Source organism: Sulfitobacter sp. M85 (assembly GCF_029285915.1).
In the GTDB taxonomy this organism is placed as follows: Bacteria; Pseudomonadota; Alphaproteobacteria; order Rhodobacterales; family Rhodobacteraceae; genus Sulfitobacter; species Sulfitobacter faviae.
In genome coordinates this window covers 404,834-428,886 of sequence record NZ_JABECQ010000001.1, presented here as the reverse complement: position 1 = coordinate 428,886, position 24,053 = coordinate 404,834, and the positions used below count along the sequence as shown (strand labels likewise).

Sequence of the window (24,053 nt, the reverse complement as noted above, 5' to 3'; positions counted from 1 at the left end):
CTGTTATTCCATCGCCCCGCCGCCAAGGATCAGACCTTCGTGTTCGGCCATGTAAATCCGCAGCCAAGGCGTATATGCATCGGGGTGCTGCGCGAGGTCGGCATGTAGATCGCCAAGGGTGATCCAGCGCGTCGCCATCACTTCGTCAGGGTTTTCCATGATCGTCAGATCCGGCGCGGCATGGGCGAGATAGACCTCGACCACCTCATGTTCGATCAGCCCGCCGCCGACATCGGCGCGGTATTCGACCCGGCCCCGGTGCTGCAAGGCCAGCCCGGTGATCCCCAACTCTTCGTCCAAACGCCGCGCGGCGCAGTCCTCGGGCGGCTCGCCCCAATGCGGGTGTGTGCAGCAGGTGTTCGCCCAGAGACCGGGGGTGTGATATTTGCCAAGCGCGCGCTGCTGCATCAGCAGCTTGCCGTTGGAGATGACGAAAACGGAAACCGCCATATGCCGCAAACCGCGTTCATGCGCGGCGAGCTTTTCGACCGGTTGCAGGGTGCCGTCGACCCAGGCGGGGACCATGATCTCCATCAGATGCGGCTTACCATTGTGTTCATCTCACCCTCGGCGCAGAAGAAATTCACCGGCAGTTATCGGGGGATTTCTCCCTAGTCTCAACCGCTAACCGGTCCGCCCTGCGCCCGTGCTACCTTTTGGCGCAGTGAACATCCTTTACCCCTTCGCCCCAAACGCTAGTTTCAAGTCAGACTGACAAAGGAACTCACAATGAACATGCGTATCGCGTCGATCTTCGCCATCTGCCTCGGGGCCACCCCCCTTTGGGCGGAAAGCCATGCCTCCGGTGACGCCGAAGCCGGGGAAAAGGTCTTTCGTAAATGCAAAAGCTGCCACATGATCTCGGATGATGAGGGCAACGATATCCAAAAAGGGGGCCGTACGGGGCCGAACCTTTATGGGATCTACAACCGCGTGGCGGGTTCCGTCGAAGACTACCGCTATGGCGATTCCATCGTGGCTGCGGGCGAGGCCGGGCTGACATGGGACGAAGAGAGTTTCACAGGCTACGTCGCCGATCCCAAGGGGTTTCTGGCCGAGTATCTTGACACGAAACGGGCCAAGTCGAAAATGTCTTATCGTCTGAGAGACGAAGAAGACGCGAAAGACGTTTGGGCCTATCTGGTGTCCGTCGGGCCGGAAGTGGCCGAGGCCGGGGACGCCGCCGAAGCGACTGAATAAACCGCGCGCTCAGCGCAATGTGAAAGGGGGGCCATCTGGCCCCCCTTTTTGTTTCGGATCAAAAGCAGTCGCGCAGCAATTGCGTGACGTTCTCTTTGGTCAGTTCAATCGGGTTGCCGCCGCAGCTCGGGTCTTGCAGGGCCGAGGCCACCAGCGCGTCGATATCCGGGTCGGTGACGCCAAGGGCGGTCAGATCGGCGGGGATGTTCAACTCTTCGTTCAGCTTGCCGACGAAATCATAGAACCCGTCAAAACCGCCGACGATATCGAGATAGGCCGCCGCTTTGGCCAGACGCTCCTCAATCGCGGGGCGGTTCATGCGCAGCACCGGCTGCATGACCACCGCGTTGGTGGTGCCGTGATGCGTGTGATGCACCGCGCCGATCGGGTGGCTGATGGCATGGATGGCGCCCAGACCCTTTTGGAACGCCGTAGCGCCCATGGCGGCGGCGGACATCATATGGCCGCGCGCCTCAAGATCACTGCCATCGGCATAGGCGCGGGGCAGGTATTCCTTGACCAGACGCATCCCTTCCAGCGCCATGCCTTGGCTCATCGGGTGGTAATGCGGCGAGCAGAAGGCTTCCAGACAATGGGCGAACGCGTCCATCCCCGTGCCTGCAGTGATCATCGGCGGCATGCCGACGGTCAGTTCCGGGTCGCAGATCACGACGGCGGGGAGCATCTTGGGGTGGAAGATGATCTTCTTCTCATGGGTCTGGGAATTGGTGATGACGCTGGCGCGGCCCACTTCCGAGCCTGTGCCGGCGGTCGTCGGCACGGCCACGATGGGCGCGATGCCATCCGCGTCGGCGCGGGTCCACCAATCGCCGATATCCTCGAAATCCCACAGGGGGCGGGTTTGGCCCGCCATGAAGGCGATGACCTTGCCCAGATCGAGACCGGAGCCACCGCCAAAGGCGATCACACCGTCATGGCCGCCGTCGCGATAGACCTTGATGCCCGCCTCGGCGTTCATCTCGGTCGGGTTCGGGTCAACGTCCGAAAACATCGCGCGGCCCAGACCTTCGGCCTCCATCAGGTCGAGTGTGGACTGGGTGATGGGCAGATAGGCCAGCCCTTTGTCGGTGACCAGCAGCGGCTTCTTGATGCCCGCAGCGGCGCAGGCCTCGGCAATCTCTTTAATCCGGCCCGCGCCGAAGCGGATGGCGGTGGGGTAAGACCAATTGGCAGTCAGGGACATGTCTCAGGCTTTCTTGAGGTGGTAGGATTTGGGGCGTGTCAGCGCGTGATAGCCCAGTTCAGACAGGCCCGCGCCGCGCCCGGTTTGCTTGCAGCCGGTCCAGCACAGCGCCGGGTCCAGATAGTCGGCACGGTTCATGAAGACGGTGCCGGTTTCCAACCGCTGGCCGATGGCCTCGGCGGCATCGGCATCGGCGGTAAAGATCGCGGCGGTCAGACCGAATTGGCTGTCGTTCATCAACGCAATGGCTTCTTCATCGTCCTTGACCGGCATGATGCCGACCACGGGGCCGAAGCTTTCGTCACGCATGACGCGCATCTCATGGGTCACATCGGTGAGCACCTGCGGCGTCAGATAGGCACCGCCATCGTCGGCGGGCATTCTATCGATGTGCGCCTTGGCACCTGCCGCCACGGCCTCATCAATCTGCGCGCGGACCTCATTGGCGAAACGCACGTTGGCCATCGGGCCAAGCGTCGTGGCCTGATCCAGTGGATTGCCGAGGTTGAGGTTATTCACCCATGCCACGGCCTTCTCAACGAAAGCGTCATAGAGGCTTTCGTGCACATAGATCCGCTCGATCCCACAGCAGCACTGGCCCGCGTTGAACATCGCCCCGTCCATCACGCCGTCGACAGCCGCGTCGAGATTGGCATCGGCCCGGACATAGGCGGGGTCTTTGCCGCCCAACTCGGTCGCGACGCCGGTGAAAGTGCCCGCCGCCGCGCGCTCCATCGCCTGACCGCCGCCGACGGAGCCGGTGAAATTGACGAAATCAAAGGCGTTATCCGCGATCAACGCCGAAGTGGTGTCATGGCTCAGCACGACGTTCTGGAACACATCCTCCGGCACGCCCGCAGCGCGGTAAGCATCGGCAAGATGTTCACCGACCAGAATGGTCTGCGAGGCATGTTTCAGGATCACCGAATTGCCCGCGATCAGCGCAGGCGCGATGGTGTTGTTCGCGGTCATATAGGGGTAGTTCCACGGCGCGACGACGAAAACCACGCCATGCGGCTCACGCATAATTTTGCGGCTGAAGGCGGCGCTGTCCTCGATCACCTTGGGCGCCAGCGCATCGGCGGCGATCTTGGCCATGTGGCTGGTGCGTTCTTGCAAGCCACCGAATTCGCCACCATAACGCACCGGGCGGCCCATCTGATGGGCCAGCTCCTCGGTCATCCGGTCGGTGGAATTCTCAATCTCTTTCAGCGCGGCCATCACCAGATCGACACGCTCCTGCAAGGGCCGCGCGGCCCATGCCTTTTGCGCCTTACGCGCACGGGCGACAGCGTCCTGCGCTGCCTGCGTGCTCAGGGTTTCGCGCTCCGCATAGACCGAACCGTCAATCGGAGAGATACATTTTACCGTCGTCATTCTCAGGCCCTTTCAAAGCCGCGGGCGATTTCCCAATCGGTCACCACCCGGTCATATTCTTCCTGCTCCCATTCCGCCGCGCGGGTGTAATGGGTCACTACATCGTCGCCCAAGACCTCGCGCAGGAACGTCGAGCCGCGCAGGGTCTCGGTTGCTGCCCGCAGGGTCTGGGGGATATCGACAGCGTCGGACTCGCCATAAGCATCGCCGCGTGTGGGCGGGGCAAGCTCCATCTTGTCTTCGATCCCTTTGATTCCGGCAGCCAGCATGACCGTCTGCGCCAGATAAGGGTTTAGGTCCGATCCGCCAATACGGCATTCGACGCGCACGCCCTTTGTCCCTGCCCCGCAGAGGCGGAAACCGGCGGTGCGGTTGTCGACGGACCAGACGGTCTTGGTCGGGGCGAAGGTGCCTTTGGCGAAGCGTTTGTAGCTGTTCACATAGGGGGCGAGGAAATAGGTATATTCCGGCGCATAGGCGATCAGACCGGCCATATAGTGGCGCATCAGATCGGACATGCCCAACGCGCCCTCGCTGTCAAAGAAAGCCGCTTCGCCGTCTTTCCACAGCGACTGATGGACGTGGCTGGAAGAGCCGACGCGGTCCTTATGCCACTTGGGCAGAAAGCTTGCCGCATGGCCCTGCTGCCAAGCGATCTCCTTGACCGCATGTTTGGCAATCGTGTGATAATCGGCGCAATCAAGCGCCTCTGAATAGCGGATGTTGAGCTCTTCCTGACCGGCCTCGGCCTCGCCCTTGGAGTTCTCAATCGGCAGACCGGCGGCAAAGAGATGGTTGCGCAGCGGGCGCATCACGTTCTCTTCCTTGGTGGTCTGAAGGATGTTGTAGTCTTCGTTATAGCCGCTGATCGGCGTGAGGTCGCGGTAGCCGCCCTTGCGGATCGCGTCAAAGCTCTGCTCGAAAAGGAAGAACTCCAGCTCGGTCGCCATCATGGCATCGAAACCCAGTTCCTTCAGCCGCGCGATCTGTTTCTTGAGCATGGCGCGCGGGGAATGCGGCACCGGCTGGTGCGTGTCGTGATCCAGCACGTCGCAAAGCACCATCACCGTGCCCTCGAGCCACGGCACCGGGCGAATTGTGTCGACGTCGGGCTGCATCACATAGTCGCCGTAGCCCGTCTCCCACGAGGTGGAGGCAAAGCCCTCGGGCGTGGCCATCTCAAGGTCGGTGGCCAGCAGGTAGTTGCAGCAATGGGTTTCTTTATAAGAGGTCTCGACGAAGTTGACGGCATGGAAGCGCTTGCCCATCAACCGGCCTTGCATATCCACAAGGCACGCAAGAACCGTATCGACGGATCCTTCTTTGACCAGTTTTTTCAGCGCGTCGAATGTCAGTGTGCCGGGCATGTTCTGTCCACTTCAGGGGGTAAGGCGGGGGCGCAGGCAGCGCGCCCCCGGTTGTCGGTTCAGCCGTTGGTGTAGGGCGGACCGGCTTTGTTGATGACTTCGTTATAGTCGCGGAAGATCTGCACGATCTTGGCGTGCACTTCGCCTTCCTCGGCGATCTCTGTCCAGAAGTCCTTGGCCGCGTTTTCAACCTCGGCCCATTCGTCGGCAGGCACGGTGCTGAGCTTGAGCTTGTCGCCCTGCGCCCGCAGACGCGCCTCGCCGCCCCAGTACCACTGGTTGCGGTAGGTGTGGCCTGCTTCGATCCCCGCCATGACCAACTGCTTGAGGTGATCCGGCAGATCGGCCCACTGCTGCTGGTTCACGAAGAAAGAGCCGATCCAGGCGCCCGAAATGTTGTTGGTCAGGAAGTAGTCGGTCACATCCGCCCAGCCGACGGTGTAGTCTTCGGTGATGCCGGACCATGCCATGCCGTCGAGCTCGCCCGTCTGCACGGCCACTTCGGCGTCTTCGTAGGGAATGTTCACCGGCACCACGCCGAACTTCGACAGGAAGCGGCCCGCGGTCGGGAAGGTGTAGAGCTTCAGACCGTCGAGATCGTCGACAGACTTGATCTCCTTGGTGGTGTTAAAGTTGCAGGGGTCCTGACCGGCGGCCGAAAGCCACTGCACGCCGACCTTGGCATATTCATCGCGCCAGATGTCGGCCAGACCGTACTGGTTAAACAGCACCGGCACGTCGAGGATATGCTTGGTGGCAAAGGGGAAATAGCCGCCGAACTGCTGCAGCGGCGTGGGAGAGGCCATGGAATCGTCGTCCGAGTGCACCATGTCGATGGTGCCGCGCTGCATGGCTTGGAAAAGCTCACCGGTGGGGACGATCTGGTCGGCGTAGAAAAGCTCGATCTCCATCTCGCCGTTGGCGGCGGTGTTGATGTAATCGACGGCGGGTTTCGTCACCTGCTCACCCAGAGCGGCGCCGGCATAGGTCTGCATGCGCCATTTAATCGGCGCTTGGGCATGGACAATGGACGGCGCGGCCAATGCCGCGGGGGCGGCGACGGCGGCCCCGGATAGGAACTTTCTGCGTGTGGTCATCTCTCTCTCCTTTGTTGAAATCAGGCCGTCTTTGCGCGGCTCTCGTTGTTATTTGTCGTAGATGTAATCGGGCAGCCATGTCGCGATCTCGGGGAAGACCATGACCAGTATCAGCGCCAGGACCATCACCAGCACGAAGGGCGTGATCGAGGCATAGATGTCGCGCAGGGTAATCTCGGGCGGGGCCATGGCGCGCATCAAAAAGAGGTTATAGCCGAAGGGCGGTGTCATATAGGCGATCTGCGTGGTGATCGTGTAAAGGATACCATACCAGATCAGGTCGAAGCCCAGCGCGCCGACCAGCGGCACATAAAGCGGCGCCACGATCACCAGCATCGCCGTATCATCAAGGAAGGTGCCCATGATGATGAAGCTAAGCTGCATCATGATCAGGATCATCCAGGGGCTGAGGTTCATCTTCTCGGTGAACAGGCTCTCAATCGCCTTCACCGCGCCCAGCCCGTCAAAGACCGCGCCAAAGGCGAGGGCGGCGAGGATGATCCACATGAACATGCATGTGATGCCCAAGGTGTTGCGCAGGGAGTTCTCGAAAACTTCGCGGGTCATGCGGCCCTTGAGAACGGCAGCAAAGAACGCCGCCGCAGCCCCGATGGCCGAGCTTTCGACCAAGCTGGTCCAACCGTTGACGAAAGGCACCATCATCACCGCAAAGATCACCAGCGGCAGGATGCCCGCCCGCAGAAGGCGCAGTTTCTCGACACGGGGAATGTCGCGATCCTCGGCTGAGAGTATGGGACCAAGTTCGGGATTCATCCGGCAGCGGATGACGATATAGGCGATGAACATCGCTGCCATCATCAACCCCGGGATGACCCCTGCAAGCCACAACTGCCCCACCGGCTGCCGCGCGATCATGGCGTAAAGCACCAGCACCACCGAAGGCGGCACGAGGATGCCAAGGCTGGACCCTGCTTGGATCACCCCCGTAACCATCCTTTTGTCATAGCCACGTTTCAGCAGTTCCGGGAGCGCAATGGTCGAGCCAATCGCCATGCCCGCCACGCTGAGCCCATTCATCGCCGAGATCAGCACCATCAGGCCAATCGTGCCAATCGCCAGCCCGCCGCGCACGCCGCCCATCCAGACATGGAACATCTTGTAAAGGTCATCGGCGATGCGGCTTTCGCTCAGGACATAGCCCATGAAGATAAACATCGGCAGCGTCAGCAGCGGATACCATTTCATCAGCTTCATCGCGGCGGCGAAACCGATGTCATAGCCGCCCTTGTCACCCCAGAGCAGCAGCGCCGAAACCACGGCGATAAAGCCGATGGCGCCAAACACCCGCTGGCCGGTCAGTAGCATCAGCATCATTGACGAGAACATCAATGTCGCAATCATTTCATAGGACATCAGATGGCCTCACCCTTGAGCCGCAGCACGTCTTTCGCGAGCTCGGACAGACATTGCAGCAGCATCAGAAAGATGCCGACGATCATCACGACCTTGATCGGCCAGAGATAGGGACGCCATGCGGAACTGGATTGCTCCATATGGCCAACCTCTTCACTACCGGTGATCAGGCCACCGAAAAAGCTGAACGGCTCGGTCCCCCAGTAGCCCAGCGAATAGGCGGTAGAGCTTACCGCGCCATAGAGCAGCACGCAGAGATAGAAGATCAGGAAGAAGACGGTGAAGAGGTCAAACCACGCTTTGCGGCGCAGCGACCAATCGCCATAGAGCAGGTCCATCCGCACGTTCGACCCCAGTTGGATCGAATAGGGACCACCCAGAATGTAATAGCCCACCATGACGAACTGCGCCATTTCCAGCGTCCAAAGCGAGGGGACGAAGAAGGCTTTGCTGACGGTGGACCACAGCAGCACCCCCATCAGGACAAAGATGCCATACATCATGATCCGCCCGATCCGCCGGTTCATCGCGTCGATGCCCCGGATATAGCCCCGGATGAACCTCATGGTTTGACCTCCTCCATCTCGGGCCGAGCCATGGCGGCACGGAGCCAATTGCTGATCATCTCGGCCATCTGCCGCTGTTCTGCTTCGGTCGTAATGAGGTCATTACGGATCTCTAGCATGACATGCGGATGACCATGGGCCAGCCCATGTTCTTTCAGCGTATGGGTCACCCCGTCCTGCGGGCCGTAGGGCGCGTTGCGCTCGACATTGAGGTCCGTGAACTCCGACGCCACCGCGAGCATCGCATCGGCAAGACGCGTGTCGCTGTCGTGCAGAATGCCGATCTCAACGCTGCGCGGTTTGCCATGGTAGATCGGCGTGAAACTATGCACCGTGACGATCGCAGGCGCATCGACCCGTTTGATCGTCGCCGCCAAAGTCGCGCGGAAGGGCTCGTAATAGCGCGCCACCCGCTCGGCCCGGCCCGCGTCATCAAGCGAGGCATTGCCGGGGATCGCGAAAATCTCGCTCTGCGCTGGCATCGCGCCCGGGGCTTCGGGCGGGCGGTTGCAGTCATAGACCAGACGCGAGACGCGCCCCGCCACCAGCACCGCATCCAGATCCTGCGCCATGGCCCGGGCCACGCCCAAGGCACCGGGATCCCAAGCCACATGGCTTTCGCGGGCCGCGGCATCCAGCCCCAGACCGTCGTAGCAGGCCGGTATCTCACGCGCCGCATGTTCGCAGACCAATACCAGCGGGGCCTTGGCCCCGGCGTTGATCACCTCGACGGCTTCATTCGAAAGATCTGACTGTTCTGACACCCTGTCCCCCTCAGTTAGATCAAACCTCATTCGGGCGGGGGGCTTCTGTCAACAGAATAATGTCAAATTTATTACAACGCCATTCAGTTTGTGTTATTACTCGTCAAAAGAGGGGCATCCATGGCTGAACCGACGCTGACCATTTCCGACCGTATCCAGCAAGAGTTGGACCGGCTGACCCGTGCGGAACGGCAACTTGCCCATTCGATTCTGGAAAACTACCCCGCCTCCGGCCTCGGCCCGCTGACGGCGCTGGCGAAGGATGCCAATGTCTCGACCCCTACCGTGGCGCGGATGGTGCAAAAGCTGGGGTTCAAGGGCTACCCCGAGTTTCAGAACGAGCTGCGCGAAGAGCTAAAGGCCAAGGCCAAGAACCCCATCGCCAAACATGACAACTGGACCGAAGGCGCGCCCTCGGGCCATGTGTTGAACCGGTTCACCGATGCGGTGATCGACAACATCCGCCATACGTTGGGCCAGATCGAGCCTGCCACCTTCGACCGCGCCTGCGCGATGATCGCCGATACTGCGCATCCGCTCTATATCGTGGGCGGGCGCATCACCCATGTGATGGCCGAATATCTGTTCCTCCACGCCCAGATCATCCGCCCCCGGGTGACACATATCCAATCTACATCAAACGCTTGGCCGCATTACCTGCTGGACGTGGGCGAAGGCGATGTCTTTGTCATTTTCGACGTGCGGCGCTATGAGAACAACACGCTGAAGCTGGCGGAAATGGCCCATGCGCGGGGGGCCAAGATCATCCTCTTCACCGACCAGTGGCGCTCTCCTGTGCATAGCCTTGCCGATATCTGTTTCTCCAGCCGGATCGTCGCGCCCTCAGCTTGGGACAGCGCGGCGGCCACGCTGCTGCTGGTAGAGAGCGTGATTTCGGCCATGCAGGACATCAACTGGGAGGATACAAAGGACCGCGCCGAACGGCTGGAAGACATGTTCGACCAGACCCGTTTGTTCCGCAAATTTACCTAACGCCCTCAGCAAGCAACGCCTTGTCATAAAGGGTATTGGCTTGCCCAAACCCCGCCAGTCGTCTATGGCCAGCACGCCGGGTGTGGTGTCCAGCGCGGTGCCGTGACACGCGCCAAGGCCGGAGGGGGACCGACCATGCGTGATGAAATCTTTTCGCCCAGCGAGCTTGAGCGCCATTTTGACCTCGCGCCATCGCCAGCGCTGGCGGCTGAAATGGCCGATATCTACGCCAAGATGGATCGTGTCGTCTCGCCCCCCGATTGGGCCATTCATGCGCCCTATGTCGCCGCGATCAACAAGCTCAAGAAAGAGCGCAACGCGGTCATCCTCGCGCATAACTACATGACGCCCGACATCTACCATGGCATCGCGGATTTCGTCGGCGACAGCCTGCAACTGGCCATCAAGGCGACCGAGGTCGAGGCCGATGTCATCGTGCAATGCGGCGTGCATTTCATGGCCGAGACCTCGAAAATCCTGAACCCCGCAAAAACCGTGCTGATCCCCGACATGGAAGCGGGTTGTTCACTGGCCGAAAGCATCACCGCCGAGGGTGTCGCACAGATGCGCGCGCAATATCCCGGCGCGCCGGTGGTCACTTACGTCAACACCACGGCGGAGGTGAAGGCGGCGTCGGACATCTGCTGCACCTCGTCGAACGCGGCGCAGATCGTGGCTGCGCTTGAGGCCGACACAATCATCATGACGCCGGACAAATATCTGGCCCAGAACATCGCCAAACAGGTGCCGCAAAAGCGCATTGTCTGGTGGGACGGCGCCTGCATCGTGCACGAACGCTATACCGCCAAGGACATCGCGGATTACCGCGAGTGGAACCCTGACACCCGCATCATCGCGCATCCCGAATGCCCGCCCGACGTGGTGGCGGAGGCGGATTTCTCCGGCTCGACCAGCGGGATCCTTGACTATGTGCACCGCGAGAAACCCGCCAAGGCGATGCTGGTCACCGAATGCTCCATGGCGTCGAACATCGCCGATGAATTGCCCGAGGTCGATTTCGTCGGCCCTTGCAACATGTGCCCTTACATGAAGAAGATCACGCTGGAAAAGGTGCTCTGGTCGCTGCACACGATGTCCGGCGCCGTCGAAGTGGAGGCCGAGGTTGCCAGCAAGGCGCGGGTGGCCGTGCAACGGATGATCGACCTGTCCCGCGAACTCGGCCTCTGAAGGGCGCGCGCGTGGAGCAGATCACAACCGGCAGGATCATCATCGTTGGGGCCGGTCTGGGCGCGCTCTATGCCGCGCTTTGTCTTTCGCCGCGCCCAGTTTTGCTGATCTCGCCCGATCCTTTGGGGTCAGGGGCCAGTTCCGCTTGGGCGCAGGGCGGCGTGGCCGCCGCGATGGCGCAGGCCGACAGCCCCGAGGCCCATGCGCTCGACACCATCAAAGCCGGGGCGGGCACGGTCGAGCCGCGCGTCGCCGCCACCGTAACGGATGAGGCCCGGGCCCATATCCTCGCCCTGACCGATTTCGGCACCGCCTTCGATCGCAGCGCCGATGGTGGCTATGTCATGTCGCGCGAGGCGGCGCATAGCTTTGCCCGCGTCGTGCGCGTGCAAGGCGATCAAGCGGGGGCCGAGATCATGCGCGCGCTGATCGAAAAGGTGCGCGAAACACCCTCGATCCAGGTGCTCGAAGGGGTGCTGGCCCGCGGTTTGGAAAGTGACGGCACCAAGGTCTCCGGGGTCGAGGTTGAACTGGCCCGACCCGAAGGCTCCGCCCCCGTGATGCTGCGCGGCGCGGGGGTCTTGCTGGCGGGCGGCGGGTCTGGCGGGCTTTATGCGCTGACCACCAACCCGGCCCGCATTCGCGGGCAGGTGATCGGCATGGCCGCCCGGGCGGGCGCGCTCATTGCCGATGCGGAATTCGTGCAATTTCACCCCACCGCCATCGATTGCGGCGAAGACCCCGCGCCCTTGGCGACCGAAGCACTGCGCGGGGCCGGGGCGCATCTGATCAACCGCGAAGGCGCGCGCTTTATGGAGGCGGTTCACCCCCTTGCCGAGCTTGCCCCGCGCGATGTCGTGGCCCGCGCCATCTTTGCCCAGACCCAAGCGGGGCTACGCCCCATGCTCGACACCCGCGCGGTCTTGGGTGCGGCGGTGCTGACCGACTACCCCGCCGTCGCAGCCGCCTGCGCGCGCAATGGCATCGATCCGGTGACCCAGCCCATCCCAGTCGCCGCCGCGGCGCATTACCATATGGGCGGTGTCGCGACCGATGCGCATGGCCGCTCAAGCCTCGCCGGGCTCTGGGTCTGCGGAGAGGCGTCTTCGACCGGGCTGCACGGCGCGAACCGTTTGGCATCAAACGGGCTACTCGAAGCGCTGGTCTTTGCCCGCCGTGCAGCGCAGGACATGCTTGAGGAATGCGAGGCGGGCGACGATGACGCCGTACAGCTGCCGGAGTTATCTGCTGGCGAGACACCGAACGAGACCCTCGTCACCCGTCTGCGCCAAACCATGACCGCAGAGGTCGGCGTGCTGCGGGATGCGGCGGGCTTGCACCGCGCCTTAACGGCCATCGCCGAGATCGAAGCGGCGCAGCCCGATTGCGCCCAGTTGCAAAACATGACCGCCACCGCAACCCTGATCGCCGCCGCGGCCCTCGCCCGCCGCGAAAGCCGGGGCGCGCATTGCCGCACGGACTATCCCAAAACGCTCCCCGAAGCCGCCCGCAGCTTCATGACATTGGCCGAGGCCACCGCCCGCCGCTCCAACCCCGAGGACGCCTGAAGATGACCACCGCCCTGCCCGACCTGATCCTTGAGCCGCTGGTCCGCGCCGCGCTGATGGAAGACCTCGGCACCTATGGTGACGTCACGACGCGCAGCGTGATCCCCGAGGGCACGACCTATACCGCCCGGCTGCGCGCCCGCGCCGAGGGGGTCGTCTCTGGCATGCAAATCGCGCGGCTGGCCTTCCACCTTGTCGACCCTACGCTTGAGGTGCGCACGCTGAAAGAAGACGGCAGCAAAATCGCCAAAGGCGACACGCTGATGGAGGTCGAAGGCTCCGCCGCCGCGATCCTCTCGGCGGAACGCGTGGCGCTGAACTTTGCCGGGCGGCTCTCGGGCATTGCCACCCTCACCGCGGCCTGTGTGGCCGAGACGAAGGGGACCGAGACCCGGATCACCTGCACCCGCAAAACCACGCCGGGGCTGCGCATGGTCGAGAAACAGGCGGTACTGCATGGCGGTGGGTTCAACCACCGCTTCTCCCTCTCCGACGCGATCCTGATCAAGGACAACCACATCGCCGCCGCCGGGGGCATCCGGCCTGTGTTGCAGGCGGTCAAGGCCAATGCCTCGCATATGATCCGGGTCGAGATCGAGGTCGACACGCTGGCGCAGCTTCAAGAGGTCTTGGACGAAGGCGGCGCGGATGTGGTGCTGTTGGATAATATGGGTACGCCGACGCTCTCGCAGGCGGTCGAGATGGCACAGGGGCGCATCGTGCTGGAGGCTTCGGGCAACATGACCCTGCCGCGCTTGGCCGAGGTCGCGGCGACGGGGGTGCACTATATCTCTATGGGCGCGCTGACACATTCTGCGACAACGCTGGACCTTGGGCTGGATTTCTGAACCAACTGGGGCAAAGATCGCGCAGCCAGCGAAGGGAGCCCGCCATGTCCGACCTTACCATCCGAACCGTGAGAGACCATGACCGCGCCGATTGGGAGCGGCTTTATCAAGGCTATGCCGAATTCTATAAAGTCGAGCAGACCCCCGAGATGCGCGCGCGGGTCTGGTCTTGGTTGCATGATCCGCTGACCGAGGTAGAAGGGCTGGTCTGCGAAGACGGCGAAGGCCGGGTGATCGGCCTCACGCATTTTCGCCATTTTGCCCGCCCGCTCGCCGCCGCGACAGGCTGTTTCCTCGACGATCTTTTCGTGGCCCCCGAAGCCCGCGGCAGCGGGGCTGCCGATGCGCTGATCGGAGAGGTGAAAAAGATCGCCCAGAAGCGCGGCTGGAGCCTCGTGCGCTGGATCACGGCCGAGGATAACTACCGCGGCCGTGGTGTTTATGACAGGCTGGCCACCCGGACCAACTGGGTCACCTACGACATCAAGCTGTAGGGTCCGGCGCTTTCTTGGGCGTCTCGGGATCGGTCGGCTTTTCCGGTTCGGTCACCAGTTCCGCTTCTTCGATATCCTCCGTCCGCGTGGTCAATGCCCCTTCTGTTGGGGTCGTTTCCGGCGCGCCCACGATCAGCGGCAGCATCTGAACACCGCTCGGCATGGCCACCTCCGACAGCGGCGGCGTCTTCCATTCCAGCGTGTCGAAGCTCTTGCAGTTCTCGCAGATCGGCACCCATTCGGCATGGATGTGGTGGCAGTTCTCGCAAGTCCACTGCGGCCCGCGTGAGACGTTCAGCGCGCGTGTCAGCCAGCCTTTGACCACGGTGTCCGGCGCGCCCTCGCCCCGCTCGATCGCCGCCATCAGGGTGACGGACCGGGCCGAAGGATCGGTCTCAACCAGATTGCCAAGCGCCCGGCGCGCTTCGGGGAAGTCTTCGTTGGCGATGTGCAATTCAGCCAGCAACATCTTGGTCTCGGGGTGGTCGGGCTGAGATTTGGTCAGCGCGCGGAACCGTTTGATCCGCTGGGGCGGTGTCTCATCCGGCTGAATCTCGGCAAAGGCGGCGGCAAGATCGGGGTGCGGCTGCACGCTCCACGCTTTTTGCAGCACTTTGGAAGCATTGCGCGGCTTGTCCTGCGCGATATAGCTGCGCGCAGCCATCACCGCGGCGGGCACCAGATCAGGCGACAGGCGGTTGGCTTCGATCGCGGCCTCACGGGCTTCGACACTGTTGCCCTCGTCGATGACCTCGCGCGCCTCGGAAAGCGCCAGAACCGCGTCGCGGCGCTTGTGCACATCGCGCGGCAGATGGCCGTTTTTATACTTGGCCTGCAGAGTGCCACGCGCACCGGTCCAATCATGTTTCTCGGCCTGCAACTTCAGGAGCGTGTCGCCGGTTTCCTCATGTTTCGGCTTCAGCGCGAAGGCTTTCTCGGCCAGTTTCAGCGCCGTTTCGGTATCTCCATCAGCCAGCTTCTGCTTCATGATACCGCGCACGCCGACGAAACGGGTCTTTTCGTCTTCGACCAGCTTGCGATAGGTCCGTTCGGCCTTGCGACGGTCCCCCGCCAGCTCCGCCGCCTGCGCGGTCAGCAGATTGGTCAGTGCCGGGCGTTTGAGATAGCGGTCGGCCTTGGCCGCCTTGGCCATCGCGACCTGTCCCTCGCCGCTGGCCAGCGCCATCAACCCGTCCGACAGCGCCTCATAGCCCTTACGCTCGCGGTTGCGGTCAAAGTAGCGCGACAGCGCCGTCTCATCGCCATTCAGGAAATGCCAGACTGCCGAGAGCAGCGACACGATCTTGAGCAACACCCAAACCGCAAGCATCAGCAGCAAAACGGCGATCACCGATTGCAGCGGCCCAAGGGTAAATTCCGTGCCCGCCACGGTCAGCTGAATGCCGCCTTCGCTTTCCAACAGGAAACCCGCGCCCCAAGCCAGAGCGGCGACCAGCACGACGAAAAGAACGATTTTAATAAGAGACCAGAGCATTTTTCGTTCCTCAGTTGGCCGTCAGGCGTTGGGAGAGTTCATTAGCGGCGGTTTCAGCCGCCTGACGCGCGCGCGCATCGGCGAGCCATTCCGCCATCGCATCCTGCGCGGGGGCTGGCAGCGTGTCGATCTCAGCCAGCGCATCGGTCAAACGGCCATCGCGCACCGCCGCTTCGGCGCGAGACAGGACAGCATCGGCATCCGTCCCTTCGCGCGGCGCAACCGAGCGGGCCCCGAGCTGGCGTTTCAGGAAGTTGCCAAAGCCGCCTTCGCCCTCTTCCGGTACGGCGGCACGGGCGGTGGCCAGCGCCTCCCGCGCGGCATCGGGATAGCGCGCTTGGAGATTGGCGAGGGTGACGACACCGCCCGCGGCGCTTTCACGCAGGGTTTCGGGTATGTCCTCGACCCCGGCCTGCTGCAACTCGGCCAGCGGCGCTTCGAAGGGGCGACCGGCGCTGATCGCGGCGTTCATCTGGGTCATCGCAGTCTGGGCACGGGCCGCTTCCGCCGCGGCGGCAGTAGCCTCTTCGGCGGTCTGGGCGTTTTCCAGCAGGCTCTCGATCTCGCTGCGCTGTTCGGCGACGGAGGCGCGCAGGGCTTCCATCTCACGCTCAAAGGCCGCGACCGCGACTTGGTTGTCACCGCCGGTGGCGGGTTGCTTTTCAACCGTGGTGAGGCGGCTGTCGATCTCGGCCAATTGGCTTTGCAGCGCCGAGAGGGCCTCGCGGCTGGCGGTCAGTTCCTCGCGCAGCGCATCGACCTGCGGCAGGCTTTCCGGCAGGGTGGCAGGCTCTTCGACGCGGGCTTCCAGTTCCGCGATGCGGGCCTGCTGCGCTTCCATCGCGCTCTGCAATTCTGCCGCGCTTTGTGCCCGGGTGCCCAAGACGTCATACTCCGATGCGGCAAAGCCGAGGCCCGCAGCGATGGCACCGCCGAGCAGCATGGGGAAGAACACGCTGCGCTTACGCTCTTTCGGGGCAGGCTCAGGGACCGAGGTCGATGCAGGTGGGGACGTCGGTTTGGACGTGGCAGCGCTTGGCTTTTCGGCCTTTTCCGGCGCGGGTTTGGATGAGCTACCGCTCGGCTTAGACGCAGCCGCCGAAGCGCGTGACGGCGCGGGATCAGCGGCCGGTTTGTCTTTGGGCACCGGTTTGTCCTTGGGTGCAGCGCTGGTGGCGCTTGTCTTGGGATCGTCCTTGGGCGAAGCCGTCTGGGGCTTCGTCGCTTTAGCCGGTGTGGCACTCTCGGGCTTGTCTTTAGCCTGCGTAGTGCTTTCGGGCTTGGCCGGGGCTTTGTCGTCCGGCTTGGCCGCAGCGGTGGGCTTCGCTGTCGTTTTATCCGTTGTGGGCGTGGTGCTGGGTGTTTTTGATGGGTCGGCCTTGCCCGTTTCGGTTTTCGGCGTATCAGCCTTGGCATCCTCGGTTTTCGGCGCGTCGGGTTTTCCCGTCTCCGCCCCCTTACCATCGGTCTGGCTGGGTTTCGCGGCCTCGGCCTTCTCTGCCGTGGTCGCCTTATCCGCCGCGGGAGGCGTCTGATCGGCTGTGGTCTTGTCCGCTTCGCTTTTGCTGACCGTCTTCTTGGGTTTTGCCACGCCTCACGCCTTTCGATTCTGAACCTGTCATTCACTCGCAATGGCGAGCTTACCCGGCATACCTATGCCCCTCAAGGCAAGGTGGTGCAGCGGAATAGTTTTTCAACGGCCTCTGCCATGGCTTCGCCGGTGGGTTCTGCGGCGACATCATGCGCATAGAGCGGCAGAGCTTCAAGCGCCTGAGCGGCGGCGCGGCTGATCGACAGGGCGATGACCCGTTCCGTCGAGCTTGCTTCGCGGGCGAAATGCTGCGCGCTGCGCGGAGAAAACAGCGGCACGATGACAGGGTTAGGGCTCTTTAGAAGGGTCTGCGCGGCGGTGGAGAGCGGCAGAAGTGTCTGGTCATAGACCGTGCCGGTTTCCACTTTCAGACCTGCGGCGCTTAAAATTCCGGCAATATCTGCCCGCCGGTGCCGCCCGGCAAGGTGCAAGAGCGGGCCGATCTGGGGGCGTTCCGACAGGGTCGCGATCAGCGCCTCGGCATCCAACCCGACCATCTGCGCCTGCCAGCCCGCTTTGCCCGCCGCCGCCGTGGTCTGCGGGCCGACACAATAGGCAGGCCGCCCCTCCCCCGGCGGCGCATGGGCCACGGCATTGGCCGAGGTAAAGATCACCCCGGCATAGGGCGAAAGATCGACAGGCTCATCCGTCGCGGTAATCTCGATCAGCGGAGAGATCACGGCCCCGTCGCGCAGCGCAGGCGAAAGCCGATCCAGAAACTGCGCGGCACCGGGCTGGGGACGTGTCAGAAGCAATCTTGGCTGCGGCATCGCAAGGCTCCGGCATTGTTTGCGCGTGAGAGCGGTGTTACCTGCGGTACAGGTGCCTTGCAACGGAAAGCCCCCATGCCCTCTACCCAGTCTCAGACCCGCTTGATCCTTGGTTTGGAAAGCAGTTGCGACGATACCGCCGCCGCCGTGGTGCGCATGGAGGAGGACGGGCGCGGCAAGGTACTGGCCTCGGTCGTGGCGGGCCAGACCGAGCTGCACGCCGACTTTGGCGGCGTCGTCCCCGAAATCGCCGCCCGCGCCCATGCCGAGAAATTGGACCACTGTGTCGAGGATGCCTTGGCCGAAGCAGGGATCGGCCTGCCGCAGATCGACGCCATCGCGGTGACCGCCGGGCCGGGGCTGATCGGCGGCGTGGTGTCGGGCGTGATGTGCGCCAAGGGGCTCTCGGCGGCGACGGGCAAACCGCTTTACGGGGTGAACCACCTCGCGGGTCACGCGCTGACCCCGCGGCTGACCGATGATGTGCCCTATCCCTATCTGATGCTTCTGGTCTCGGGCGGGCATTGTCAGTTTCTGCTGGTGCGCGGGCCGGAAAGTTTCGACCGTCTCGGCGGTACCATCGACGATGCCCCGGGTGAGGCCTTTGACAAGGTCGCGCGGCTGTTGGGCCTGCCCCAGCCGGGCGGGCCGTCGATCGAGAAATGCGCCCAAGAAGGCGATGCGCAACGCTTTGCCCTGCCGCGCCCTCTGCTGGATCGCGAGGGCTGCGACATGTCCTTCTCGGGCCTGAAAACCGCTGTGCTGCGCGCGCGCGACAAATGCGTGGCAGAGCGTGGCGGGCTGACGCGACAGGATCAGGCGGACCTCGCCGCGGGGTTCCAAGCTGCCGTGGTCGATGTGCTGGCCCATAAAACGCGCCGTGCTTTCGCGGAGTACCCCGCGACAGGCGCGCGGAGCCTTTGCGTGGCGGGGGGCGTGGCGGCAAACAAGTCCATCCGTGCCGCGTTAGAGACTGTTGCAGCAGCGCAAGAGGCCGCCTTCGTGGCGCCGCCGCTGGCGCTTTGCACTGACAACGCCGCGATGATCGCCTTCGCGGCGGGAGAGCAGGCCGCCCTGCGGGATGCCGATGACCTGACCCTCGCCGCGCGGCCCCGCTGGCCGCTGGATACCGCGCGCCCGTCGATGTTGGGCAGCGGCAAGAAGGGGGCCAAGGCATGAGCGTTTCCGTCCTCGGCGCAGGGGCATTCGGCACGGCGCTGGCCATTTCGCTTGCGGGCAAAGGGCCGGTAACACTCTGGGCGCGTGAAGCGGGGGACATGGCCGCGCGGCGAGAGAACGCCAAACGCCTGCCCGGCTGCCCTTACCCCGATAGGCTCAGCGTGACCGAAAGCCTTTACCAAGCGGCTGTCGGTGAGACCCTTTTGCTGGCCGTGCCGATGCAAAAGCTGCGCAGCGTGTTAAAGGAACATCGCGCGGCGCTTCACGGGAAACATTTGGTCGCCTGCTGCAAAGGCATCGAACTCAGCAGCGGCGTGGGGCCGGTCAGTGTGATCGAAGAGACCATTCCCCAAGCCACCGCCGCGATCCTGACGGGGCCCAGCTTTGCCGCCGATATCGCACGGGGCCTGCCCACCGCGCTCACCTTGGCCTGTGCAGACCCTGCGGCGGGCGAACAGCTGCAAGCGGAACTCACCACGGCGAACCTGCGGCTTTACCGCACCACGGATACCACCGGCGCGGAATTGGGAGGGGCGCTGAAAAATGTCGTCGCCATCGCCAGCGGGGCCGCGATAGGGGCCGGATTGGGCGAAAGCGCCCGCGCCGCGCTGATGACCCGCGGCTATGCCGAAATGCAACGCCTCGCCGCCCATCTGAAGGCCGAGCCGACAACGCTGGCCGGGCTTTCGGGCTTTGGTGATCTCACGCTGACCTGCACCTCCGAGCAATCGCGCAACTACCGTTTGGGGCAATCGCTGGGCCAAGGCACTCCCTTTGACCCATCGACCACGGTCGAAGGGGCCGCGACCGCCCGCGCTGTCGATGCGCTGGCGCGCGAAGCGGCGCTCGATATGCCGATCACCCGCGCGGTTGCCGGATTGCTCGACAACCAGTTAGATGTGGCTGGTGCCATGAAATCTTTGCTGACCCGCCCCCTAAAGGAAGAATGATATGTTTGTTGCCCTGATCGCCCATGACAAAGCCGATGGCCTACCGATCCGTCAGGAAAACCGGCCCGACCATCTGGCCTATCTGAAATCCAGCGATGCCGTGGCACAGGCTGGGCCGCTTTTGGATGCTGAAGGCGGTATGATCGGTTCGCTCATCATTCTGGACGTGCCCGATATGGCCGCAGCCGAGGATTGGGCCGCGAATGACCCCTACGCCAAGGCCGGCTTGTTCCAAAGCGTGACCCTGACCCATTGGAACCGGGTGATCGGCTGATGGCCTATTGGTTGTTCAAATCCGAACCCGCAACATGGAGCTGGGCCGACCAGAAAGCCAAAGGCGACGCGGGCGAGGAATGGGACGGTGTGCGCAACTATCAGGCCCGCAACTTCATGCGTGAGATGAAGGTCGGCGATCTCGGGTTCTTTTACCACTCGCAGAAAGATCGTGAGATCGTCGGCATCGTCGAAGTCTGCGCCGAGGCTCACCCCGACAGCAGCACCGATGACCCGCGTTGGGAATGTGTGGACATCAAAGCGGTGCGGTCGTTCAACCAGCCGGTCAATTTGGATACGATCAAAGCGGACCTAAGGCTGGAGGACATGGTTCTGGTAAAGAATTCGCGCCTATCCGTGCAGCCTGTGACCGATGCGGAATGGCAGCTTATTTGCGCCTTGGGCAAGACCGCGCCCTAATACCGGCGCGGCCATCGGAAAAACGAAAAAGGGTTCCGGCACCCCGCCAGAACCCTTCTCACCCCATGTGCTCCCATAACCACCACACATGTTCGTAACTCTTACCAGCCGATCTGGCCGATATAAGAGAGATAGCAGAAACCGGTGATTTACTCAACTTTCGACTGTGTCAAAGCCCGCGCAAAAACGAAACGCGCGCTTAACCAAGCGCGCGTCTCAGGTAAGGTTTTGGTAGGGTTTCCCACCGCCCTTCAGGCGTAGACAGACTCTTTGCCGAAGTGTTTGACCAGCATGTAATAGACCACAGCGCGGTACTTGTTCCGCTCGGACCGGCCATAGGTCTCGACCACTTTTTGAATGCCGCCCATAAGATGCTCATCATCCGGCAGGCCGAGTTTCTTGATCAGGAAGTTGTCCTTTACGGTGTTCAACTCAGCCGTATCGCTGGAAGACACCGTCTGCGCGTCGGCGTTATAGATCGACGGTCCGCAGCCGATGGTCACCTTGGTCAAAAGGTCCATATCCGGCTCCATGCCGCATTTGTTCTTCAGGTCTTCGGCGTATTTGGCGATCCATTCGTCACGCTTGCCCATAAAATCTCTCCCAATAGTGTCTTCGGCCCGTCAGGGGTTCCTGAGACCGGAGCCTAAGGCCATATCCCTGTATTGCAAAAGATTTATTTCGGGCGCGGCGGGCTGACCCCGGAGCCGCCAGAAAAAGAGGCGCCCGAATTGGGCGCCTCTCAGTCAGGATATCGGCTGTCGCTTAGGAGGCGTCGTCAAGGCGGACGTCGTCTTCCAGACCTTCGATGTTGTCTTCATCGACTTCCGGCTGGGCTTCCAGCTCGGCTTTGGTCCAAGAGCTCAGCTTCAGGTCGTTCTCGGCTGCCATGGAGATTTCCTCAAGCGGTACGGCGACGGTGTGTTCGCCAAGGCCGAGGAAGCCGCCCACGCCAACAACGGCGGCATAGCCATCGTCGGTCTTGATGACATAGTCGACGTCACCAATGCTGTCGCCATCGGCTTCGACGACGGTCAGGCCGACCAGATCACCCACCACCATGCCGGAGAATGCGTTGCTCATGCCGGTGTCGGTGCGTGTCACGTCTGTTTCCATGTCCGCTTCGGTGTTGGAAGCGACATTCTCATCCAGTTCGGTTTCGGCTTCGCCTTCGATCTCGGCTGTGGTTTCATTGTCGAAATCGGCATCTTCGTCGGCGGCCAGATCGGTGTCAGTCTCGGTGGTGACGGTGCCGCTGGTGTCGGTGCTCAGGGTCGAATTCGACTCTGAATCGGCGTTTCCGGCCAGATCCGCTTCGGCATCGGTTGTCGGCGTCACGCCATCGGTCTCGGCGGTCAGTTCCGCTTCGTTGTCGACTTCGGTATCACCTTCGAACTCTGCGCCCTGTGTCGGAGCGGTCAAGATTTCGTCGGTGGTGTTGGGGTCGTTGGTCCCCTCGTAGTCGTCGGAATTCTCGCGCGACATCTCAGCGGTGCGCTCGGCCTGTTGCTCGACAGTGGCGGTCAGATCGTTGGCCGTGTTGGTGACGCTCTCGCCCGAGATGGTGGTCTCGGCTTCCGCGGCGGCACCGGCTTCGGTGTCGGCGGTCTGAGCGAATGCAGTGCCCGCGGTCAGAGCGAGGGCGGCGACGGTGGACTTCAGGAATGTACGTTTCATCTTCGATACTCCTTTTGAATGGTCTGGGGATGAAACACCGCCCGATTGACTATGTTCCGCCCGTCCTCCGCCCCTGGCAGATATGTGCTTGAATCCGCCGATTGATCTGATTTTCCTATATATCGTAGTCGCTTGACATAAGAACGCCGCCCCGGTGATCTCCGGGACGGCGCTGAAACATGCTGAAAGAGGAAACTCTTCGCGGCTTAGTAGCGGTAATGCTCGGGCTTAAACGGCCCCTCGGGCGTCACGCCGATATAGGCCGCCTGCTCTGGGTTCAGCTTCGAAAGTTTCACGCCGATCCGGTCGAGGTGCAGACGGGCAACTTTTTCATCCAGATGCTTGGGCAGGATGTAGACGTCATTCTCGTATTTGTCGGTGTTTTCCCACAGTTCGATCTGCGCCAGCACTTGGTTGGTAAAGGATGCAGACATCACGAAAGACGGGTGGCCGGTGGCGTTGCCAAGGTTCAGCAGACGGCCTTCGGAAAGCAGGATCAGACGATTGCCATTCGGCATCTCGATCATGTCCACCTGCTCTTTGATGTTGGTCCACTTGTGGTTCTTCAGCGCGGCGACTTGGATTTCATTGTCGAAGTGGCCGATGTTGCCGACGATCGCCATGTCCTTCATCTCGCGCATATGCTCGATGCGGATCACGTCCTTGTTGCCGGTGGTGGTGATAAAGATATCGGCGGTCGCGACCACGTCTTCCAGCAGCACGACCTCGAAACCGTCCATCGCGGCTTGCAGCGCGCAGATCGGGTCAACTTCGGTGACTTTCACGCGGGCACCAGCGCCACGAAGCGAGGCGGCAGAGCCTTTGCCTACATCGCCATAACCCATGACGACAGCAACCTTGCCCGCCATCATCGTGTCGGTCGCGCGGCGGATACCGTCAACAAGGCTCTCTTTACAGCCGTATTTATTGTCGAACTTCGACTTGGTGACAGAGTCGTTCACATTGATCGCGGGGAAGGGCAGTTGGCCCTGTTTCACGAGATCATAGAGACGGTGCACGCCGGTGGTGGTCTCCTCAGACACACCCTTGATCTGGTCGCGCATCTTTGTGAACCAACCGGGGCTTTCGGCCATACGCTTCTTGATCTGGGCGAAGATCGCCTCTTCCTCTTCGGACTTCGGCACAGCGATCAGTTCGTCTTCGCCATTTTCCACACGCGCGCCAAGAAGGATATAGAGCGTCGCATCGCCGCCATCGTCGAGGATCAGGTTCGGCCCTTCGGGGAACATGAAGGATTTGTCGAGGTAATCCCAATGCTCGACCAACGACTGGCCTTTGATGGCGAAGACCGGCACGCCCGCTTCGGCGATGGCTGCGGCCGCGTGGTCTTGGGTCGAGAAGATGTTGCAGGATGCCCAACGCACATCCGCGCCAAGGGCGACCAGCGTTTCGATCAGAACGGCGGTCTGGATGGTCATGTGCAAAGAGCCGACGATCCGCGCGCCTTTCAGCGGTTTGCTATCACCGTATTCTTCGCGCAGCGCCATCAGGCCCGGCATTTCGGTCTCGGCGATGTCCAGCTCTTTACGCCCGTAGGCCGCCAGATTGATATCCTTAACAATATAGTCGTGGGCCATGCGGCGCTCCTGTTTGAAGTGTTGCAGGGCGGTTAGCACCTTCGCCGCGAATTCTCAACG

24 protein-coding genes are annotated in these 24,053 nt (G+C 62.3%); 10 read left to right on the top strand and 14 right to left on the bottom strand.

Annotated elements, in window-relative coordinates; all coding sequences use genetic code 11:
• Positions 1-3: 3 nt before the first annotated feature.
• The gene (idi, locus tag HKX24_RS02170; protein ID WP_271692714.1) at positions 4-534 is read right to left on the bottom strand and encodes an isopentenyl-diphosphate Delta-isomerase; all 531 of its coding nucleotides are present in this window, start codon (positions 532-534) and stop codon (positions 4-6) included.
• Between the two features lie 195 nt (positions 535-729).
• Between idi and HKX24_RS02165 the strand changes: the two genes are divergently transcribed.
• A complete protein-coding gene (locus HKX24_RS02165; protein ID WP_271692713.1) occupies positions 730-1,200 on the top strand; it encodes a c-type cytochrome in 471 nt (156 codons plus the stop codon).
• A gap of 58 nt (positions 1,201-1,258) precedes the next feature.
• Here HKX24_RS02165 and HKX24_RS02160 read toward each other — a convergent pair whose 3' ends face one another.
• From HKX24_RS02160 to HKX24_RS02130, 7 genes are read right to left on the bottom strand one after another with little or no spacing between them, the layout of a single operon-like run.
• Positions 1,259-2,404, bottom strand: a complete 1,146-nt coding sequence (locus HKX24_RS02160) for an iron-containing alcohol dehydrogenase (protein ID WP_271692712.1) — start codon at positions 2,402-2,404, stop codon at positions 1,259-1,261.
• A gap of 3 nt (positions 2,405-2,407) precedes the next feature.
• Positions 2,408-3,781 (bottom strand): aldehyde dehydrogenase family protein, encoded by a 1,374-nt coding sequence (locus HKX24_RS02155; protein WP_271692711.1) that lies wholly within the window; start codon positions 3,779-3,781, stop codon positions 2,408-2,410.
• A 2-nt stretch (positions 3,782-3,783) separates the two neighbouring features.
• Positions 3,784-5,148, bottom strand: coding sequence for a glutamine synthetase family protein (locus HKX24_RS02150; protein ID WP_276153773.1), 1,365 nt, complete (start codon positions 5,146-5,148; stop codon positions 3,784-3,786).
• Between the two features lie 59 nt (positions 5,149-5,207).
• Positions 5,208-6,245 (bottom strand): TRAP transporter substrate-binding protein, encoded by a 1,038-nt coding sequence (locus HKX24_RS02145; protein ID WP_271692709.1) that lies wholly within the window; start codon positions 6,243-6,245, stop codon positions 5,208-5,210.
• A gap of 48 nt (positions 6,246-6,293) precedes the next feature.
• Positions 6,294-7,619 (bottom strand): TRAP transporter large permease subunit, encoded by a 1,326-nt coding sequence (locus HKX24_RS02140; protein WP_271692708.1) that lies wholly within the window; start codon positions 7,617-7,619, stop codon positions 6,294-6,296.
• Positions 7,619-8,185, bottom strand: coding sequence for a TRAP transporter small permease subunit (locus tag HKX24_RS02135; protein ID WP_067268278.1), 567 nt, complete (start codon positions 8,183-8,185; stop codon positions 7,619-7,621). Before HKX24_RS02135 ends, HKX24_RS02140 begins: the two co-directional genes overlap by 1 nt.
• Positions 8,182-8,949, bottom strand: a complete 768-nt coding sequence (locus tag HKX24_RS02130; RefSeq protein ID WP_271692707.1) for an N-formylglutamate amidohydrolase — start codon at positions 8,947-8,949, stop codon at positions 8,182-8,184. The genes HKX24_RS02135 and HKX24_RS02130 overlap by 4 nt, the downstream gene beginning before the upstream one ends.
• A 120-nt stretch (positions 8,950-9,069) precedes the next feature.
• On the opposite strand from HKX24_RS02130, the gene HKX24_RS02125 reads away from it, so the two are divergent.
• The 5 genes from HKX24_RS02125 to HKX24_RS02105 all read left to right on the top strand — a co-directional run bounded on the left by HKX24_RS02125 (position 9,070) and on the right by HKX24_RS02105 (position 14,040).
• The gene (locus HKX24_RS02125; RefSeq protein ID WP_271692706.1) at positions 9,070-9,942 is read left to right on the top strand and encodes a MurR/RpiR family transcriptional regulator; all 873 of its coding nucleotides are present in this window, start codon (positions 9,070-9,072) and stop codon (positions 9,940-9,942) included.
• 135 nt (positions 9,943-10,077) lie between these two features.
• The gene (nadA, locus tag HKX24_RS02120; protein WP_271692705.1) at positions 10,078-11,130 is read left to right on the top strand and encodes a quinolinate synthase NadA; all 1,053 of its coding nucleotides are present in this window, start codon (positions 10,078-10,080) and stop codon (positions 11,128-11,130) included.
• Positions 11,131-11,141: 11 nt separating this feature from the next.
• Positions 11,142-12,698 (top strand): L-aspartate oxidase, encoded by a 1,557-nt coding sequence (locus HKX24_RS02115; RefSeq protein ID WP_271692704.1) that lies wholly within the window; start codon positions 11,142-11,144, stop codon positions 12,696-12,698.
• Positions 12,699-12,700: 2 nt separating this feature from the next.
• Positions 12,701-13,546 carry a carboxylating nicotinate-nucleotide diphosphorylase gene (gene nadC / locus HKX24_RS02110; protein WP_271692703.1) on the top strand — a complete coding sequence of 282 codons (846 nt, stop codon included), beginning with the start codon at positions 12,701-12,703 and terminating at the stop codon, positions 13,544-13,546.
• A 44-nt stretch (positions 13,547-13,590) separates the two neighbouring features.
• Entirely contained in the window at positions 13,591-14,040 is a 450-nt protein-coding gene (locus HKX24_RS02105) for a GNAT family N-acetyltransferase (RefSeq protein WP_271692702.1), read from the top strand.
• Here HKX24_RS02105 and HKX24_RS02100 read toward each other — a convergent pair.
• The 3 genes from HKX24_RS02100 to HKX24_RS02090 all read right to left on the bottom strand — a co-directional run bounded on the left by HKX24_RS02100 (position 14,030) and on the right by HKX24_RS02090 (position 17,896).
• A complete protein-coding gene (locus HKX24_RS02100) occupies positions 14,030-15,535 on the bottom strand; it encodes a heme biosynthesis HemY N-terminal domain-containing protein (RefSeq protein ID WP_276153772.1) in 1,506 nt (501 codons plus the stop codon). The genes HKX24_RS02105 and HKX24_RS02100 overlap by 11 nt on opposite strands.
• A 10-nt stretch (positions 15,536-15,545) precedes the next feature.
• Positions 15,546-17,126: a hypothetical protein gene (locus tag HKX24_RS02095; RefSeq protein WP_276153771.1), complete on the bottom strand. Its 1,581-nt coding sequence runs from the start codon at positions 17,124-17,126 to the stop codon at positions 15,546-15,548.
• A gap of 71 nt (positions 17,127-17,197) precedes the next feature.
• Positions 17,198-17,896, bottom strand: a complete 699-nt coding sequence (locus HKX24_RS02090) for a uroporphyrinogen-III synthase (protein WP_276153770.1) — start codon at positions 17,894-17,896, stop codon at positions 17,198-17,200.
• Positions 17,897-17,971: 75 nt separating this feature from the next.
• Here HKX24_RS02090 and tsaD point away from each other — a divergent pair, with 75 nt between their 5' ends.
• The 4 genes from tsaD to HKX24_RS02070 are packed head-to-tail and all read left to right on the top strand — an operon-like array spanning position 17,972 to position 20,718.
• Complete coding sequence (tsaD, locus tag HKX24_RS02085; protein WP_271692698.1) at positions 17,972-19,075, top strand: tRNA (adenosine(37)-N6)-threonylcarbamoyltransferase complex transferase subunit TsaD; 1,104 nt, start codon at positions 17,972-17,974, stop codon at positions 19,073-19,075.
• Positions 19,072-20,025, top strand: a complete 954-nt coding sequence (locus tag HKX24_RS02080) for an NAD(P)H-dependent glycerol-3-phosphate dehydrogenase (protein WP_271692697.1) — start codon at positions 19,072-19,074, stop codon at positions 20,023-20,025. Before tsaD ends, HKX24_RS02080 begins: the two co-directional genes overlap by 4 nt.
• A 1-nt stretch (position 20,026) precedes the next feature.
• On the top strand, positions 20,027-20,299 hold the full coding sequence (locus HKX24_RS02075; RefSeq protein WP_067268301.1) for a YciI family protein: 273 nt from the start codon (positions 20,027-20,029) through the stop codon (positions 20,297-20,299).
• On the top strand, positions 20,299-20,718 hold the full coding sequence (locus tag HKX24_RS02070; protein ID WP_271692696.1) for an EVE domain-containing protein: 420 nt from the start codon (positions 20,299-20,301) through the stop codon (positions 20,716-20,718). Before HKX24_RS02075 ends, HKX24_RS02070 begins: the two co-directional genes overlap by 1 nt.
• 251 nt (positions 20,719-20,969) lie before the next feature.
• Here HKX24_RS02070 and HKX24_RS02065 read toward each other — a convergent pair whose 3' ends face one another.
• The 3 genes from HKX24_RS02065 to ahcY all read right to left on the bottom strand — a co-directional run bounded on the left by HKX24_RS02065 (position 20,970) and on the right by ahcY (position 23,993).
• On the bottom strand, positions 20,970-21,311 hold the full coding sequence (locus tag HKX24_RS02065; protein ID WP_271692695.1) for a DUF2853 family protein: 342 nt from the start codon (positions 21,309-21,311) through the stop codon (positions 20,970-20,972).
• Positions 21,312-21,483: 172 nt separating this feature from the next.
• Positions 21,484-22,395, bottom strand: a complete 912-nt coding sequence (locus HKX24_RS02060; protein WP_276153769.1) for a PRC-barrel domain-containing protein — start codon at positions 22,393-22,395, stop codon at positions 21,484-21,486.
• Between the two features lie 206 nt (positions 22,396-22,601).
• Positions 22,602-23,993, bottom strand: a complete 1,392-nt coding sequence (gene ahcY, locus HKX24_RS02055) for an adenosylhomocysteinase (RefSeq protein ID WP_271692693.1) — start codon at positions 23,991-23,993, stop codon at positions 22,602-22,604.
• Positions 23,994-24,053: the final 60 nt, after the last annotated feature.

What these genes read in the sequence shown, in the direction of transcription:
- nadC (WP_271692703.1), top strand. Translation starts at nt 12,701, where the DNA reads ATGACCACCGCCCTGCCCGACCTGATCCTTGAGCCGCTGGTCCGCGCC.
- HKX24_RS02065 (WP_271692695.1), bottom strand. Translation starts at nt 21,311, where the DNA reads ATGGGCAAGCGTGACGAATGGATCGCCAAATACGCCGAAGACCTGAAG.
- HKX24_RS02070 (WP_271692696.1), top strand. Translation starts at nt 20,299, where the DNA reads ATGGCCTATTGGTTGTTCAAATCCGAACCCGCAACATGGAGCTGGGCC.
- HKX24_RS02165 (WP_271692713.1), top strand. Translation starts at nt 730, where the DNA reads ATGAACATGCGTATCGCGTCGATCTTCGCCATCTGCCTCGGGGCCACC.
- HKX24_RS02150 (WP_276153773.1), bottom strand. Translation starts at nt 5,148, where the DNA reads ATGCCCGGCACACTGACATTCGACGCGCTGAAAAAACTGGTCAAAGAA.
- ahcY (WP_271692693.1), bottom strand. Translation starts at nt 23,993, where the DNA reads ATGGCCCACGACTATATTGTTAAGGATATCAATCTGGCGGCCTACGGG.
- HKX24_RS02075 (WP_067268301.1), top strand. Translation starts at nt 20,027, where the DNA reads ATGTTTGTTGCCCTGATCGCCCATGACAAAGCCGATGGCCTACCGATC.
- HKX24_RS02155 (WP_271692711.1), bottom strand. Translation starts at nt 3,781, where the DNA reads ATGACGACGGTAAAATGTATCTCTCCGATTGACGGTTCGGTCTATGCG.
- HKX24_RS02145 (WP_271692709.1), bottom strand. Translation starts at nt 6,245, where the DNA reads ATGACCACACGCAGAAAGTTCCTATCCGGGGCCGCCGTCGCCGCCCCC.
- HKX24_RS02100 (WP_276153772.1), bottom strand. Translation starts at nt 15,535, where the DNA reads ATGCTCTGGTCTCTTATTAAAATCGTTCTTTTCGTCGTGCTGGTCGCC.
- idi (WP_271692714.1), bottom strand. Translation starts at nt 534, where the DNA reads ATGGAGATCATGGTCCCCGCCTGGGTCGACGGCACCCTGCAACCGGTC.
- nadA (WP_271692705.1), top strand. Translation starts at nt 10,078, where the DNA reads ATGCGTGATGAAATCTTTTCGCCCAGCGAGCTTGAGCGCCATTTTGAC.
- HKX24_RS02125 (WP_271692706.1), top strand. Translation starts at nt 9,070, where the DNA reads ATGGCTGAACCGACGCTGACCATTTCCGACCGTATCCAGCAAGAGTTG.
- HKX24_RS02080 (WP_271692697.1), top strand. Translation starts at nt 19,072, where the DNA reads ATGAGCGTTTCCGTCCTCGGCGCAGGGGCATTCGGCACGGCGCTGGCC.
- HKX24_RS02060 (WP_276153769.1), bottom strand. Translation starts at nt 22,395, where the DNA reads ATGAAACGTACATTCCTGAAGTCCACCGTCGCCGCCCTCGCTCTGACC.
- HKX24_RS02105 (WP_271692702.1), top strand. Translation starts at nt 13,591, where the DNA reads ATGTCCGACCTTACCATCCGAACCGTGAGAGACCATGACCGCGCCGAT.
- HKX24_RS02090 (WP_276153770.1), bottom strand. Translation starts at nt 17,896, where the DNA reads ATGCCGCAGCCAAGATTGCTTCTGACACGTCCCCAGCCCGGTGCCGCG.
- HKX24_RS02135 (WP_067268278.1), bottom strand. Translation starts at nt 8,185, where the DNA reads ATGAGGTTCATCCGGGGCTATATCCGGGGCATCGACGCGATGAACCGG.
- HKX24_RS02160 (WP_271692712.1), bottom strand. Translation starts at nt 2,404, where the DNA reads ATGTCCCTGACTGCCAATTGGTCTTACCCCACCGCCATCCGCTTCGGC.
- tsaD (WP_271692698.1), top strand. Translation starts at nt 17,972, where the DNA reads ATGCCCTCTACCCAGTCTCAGACCCGCTTGATCCTTGGTTTGGAAAGC.
- HKX24_RS02140 (WP_271692708.1), bottom strand. Translation starts at nt 7,619, where the DNA reads ATGTCCTATGAAATGATTGCGACATTGATGTTCTCGTCAATGATGCTG.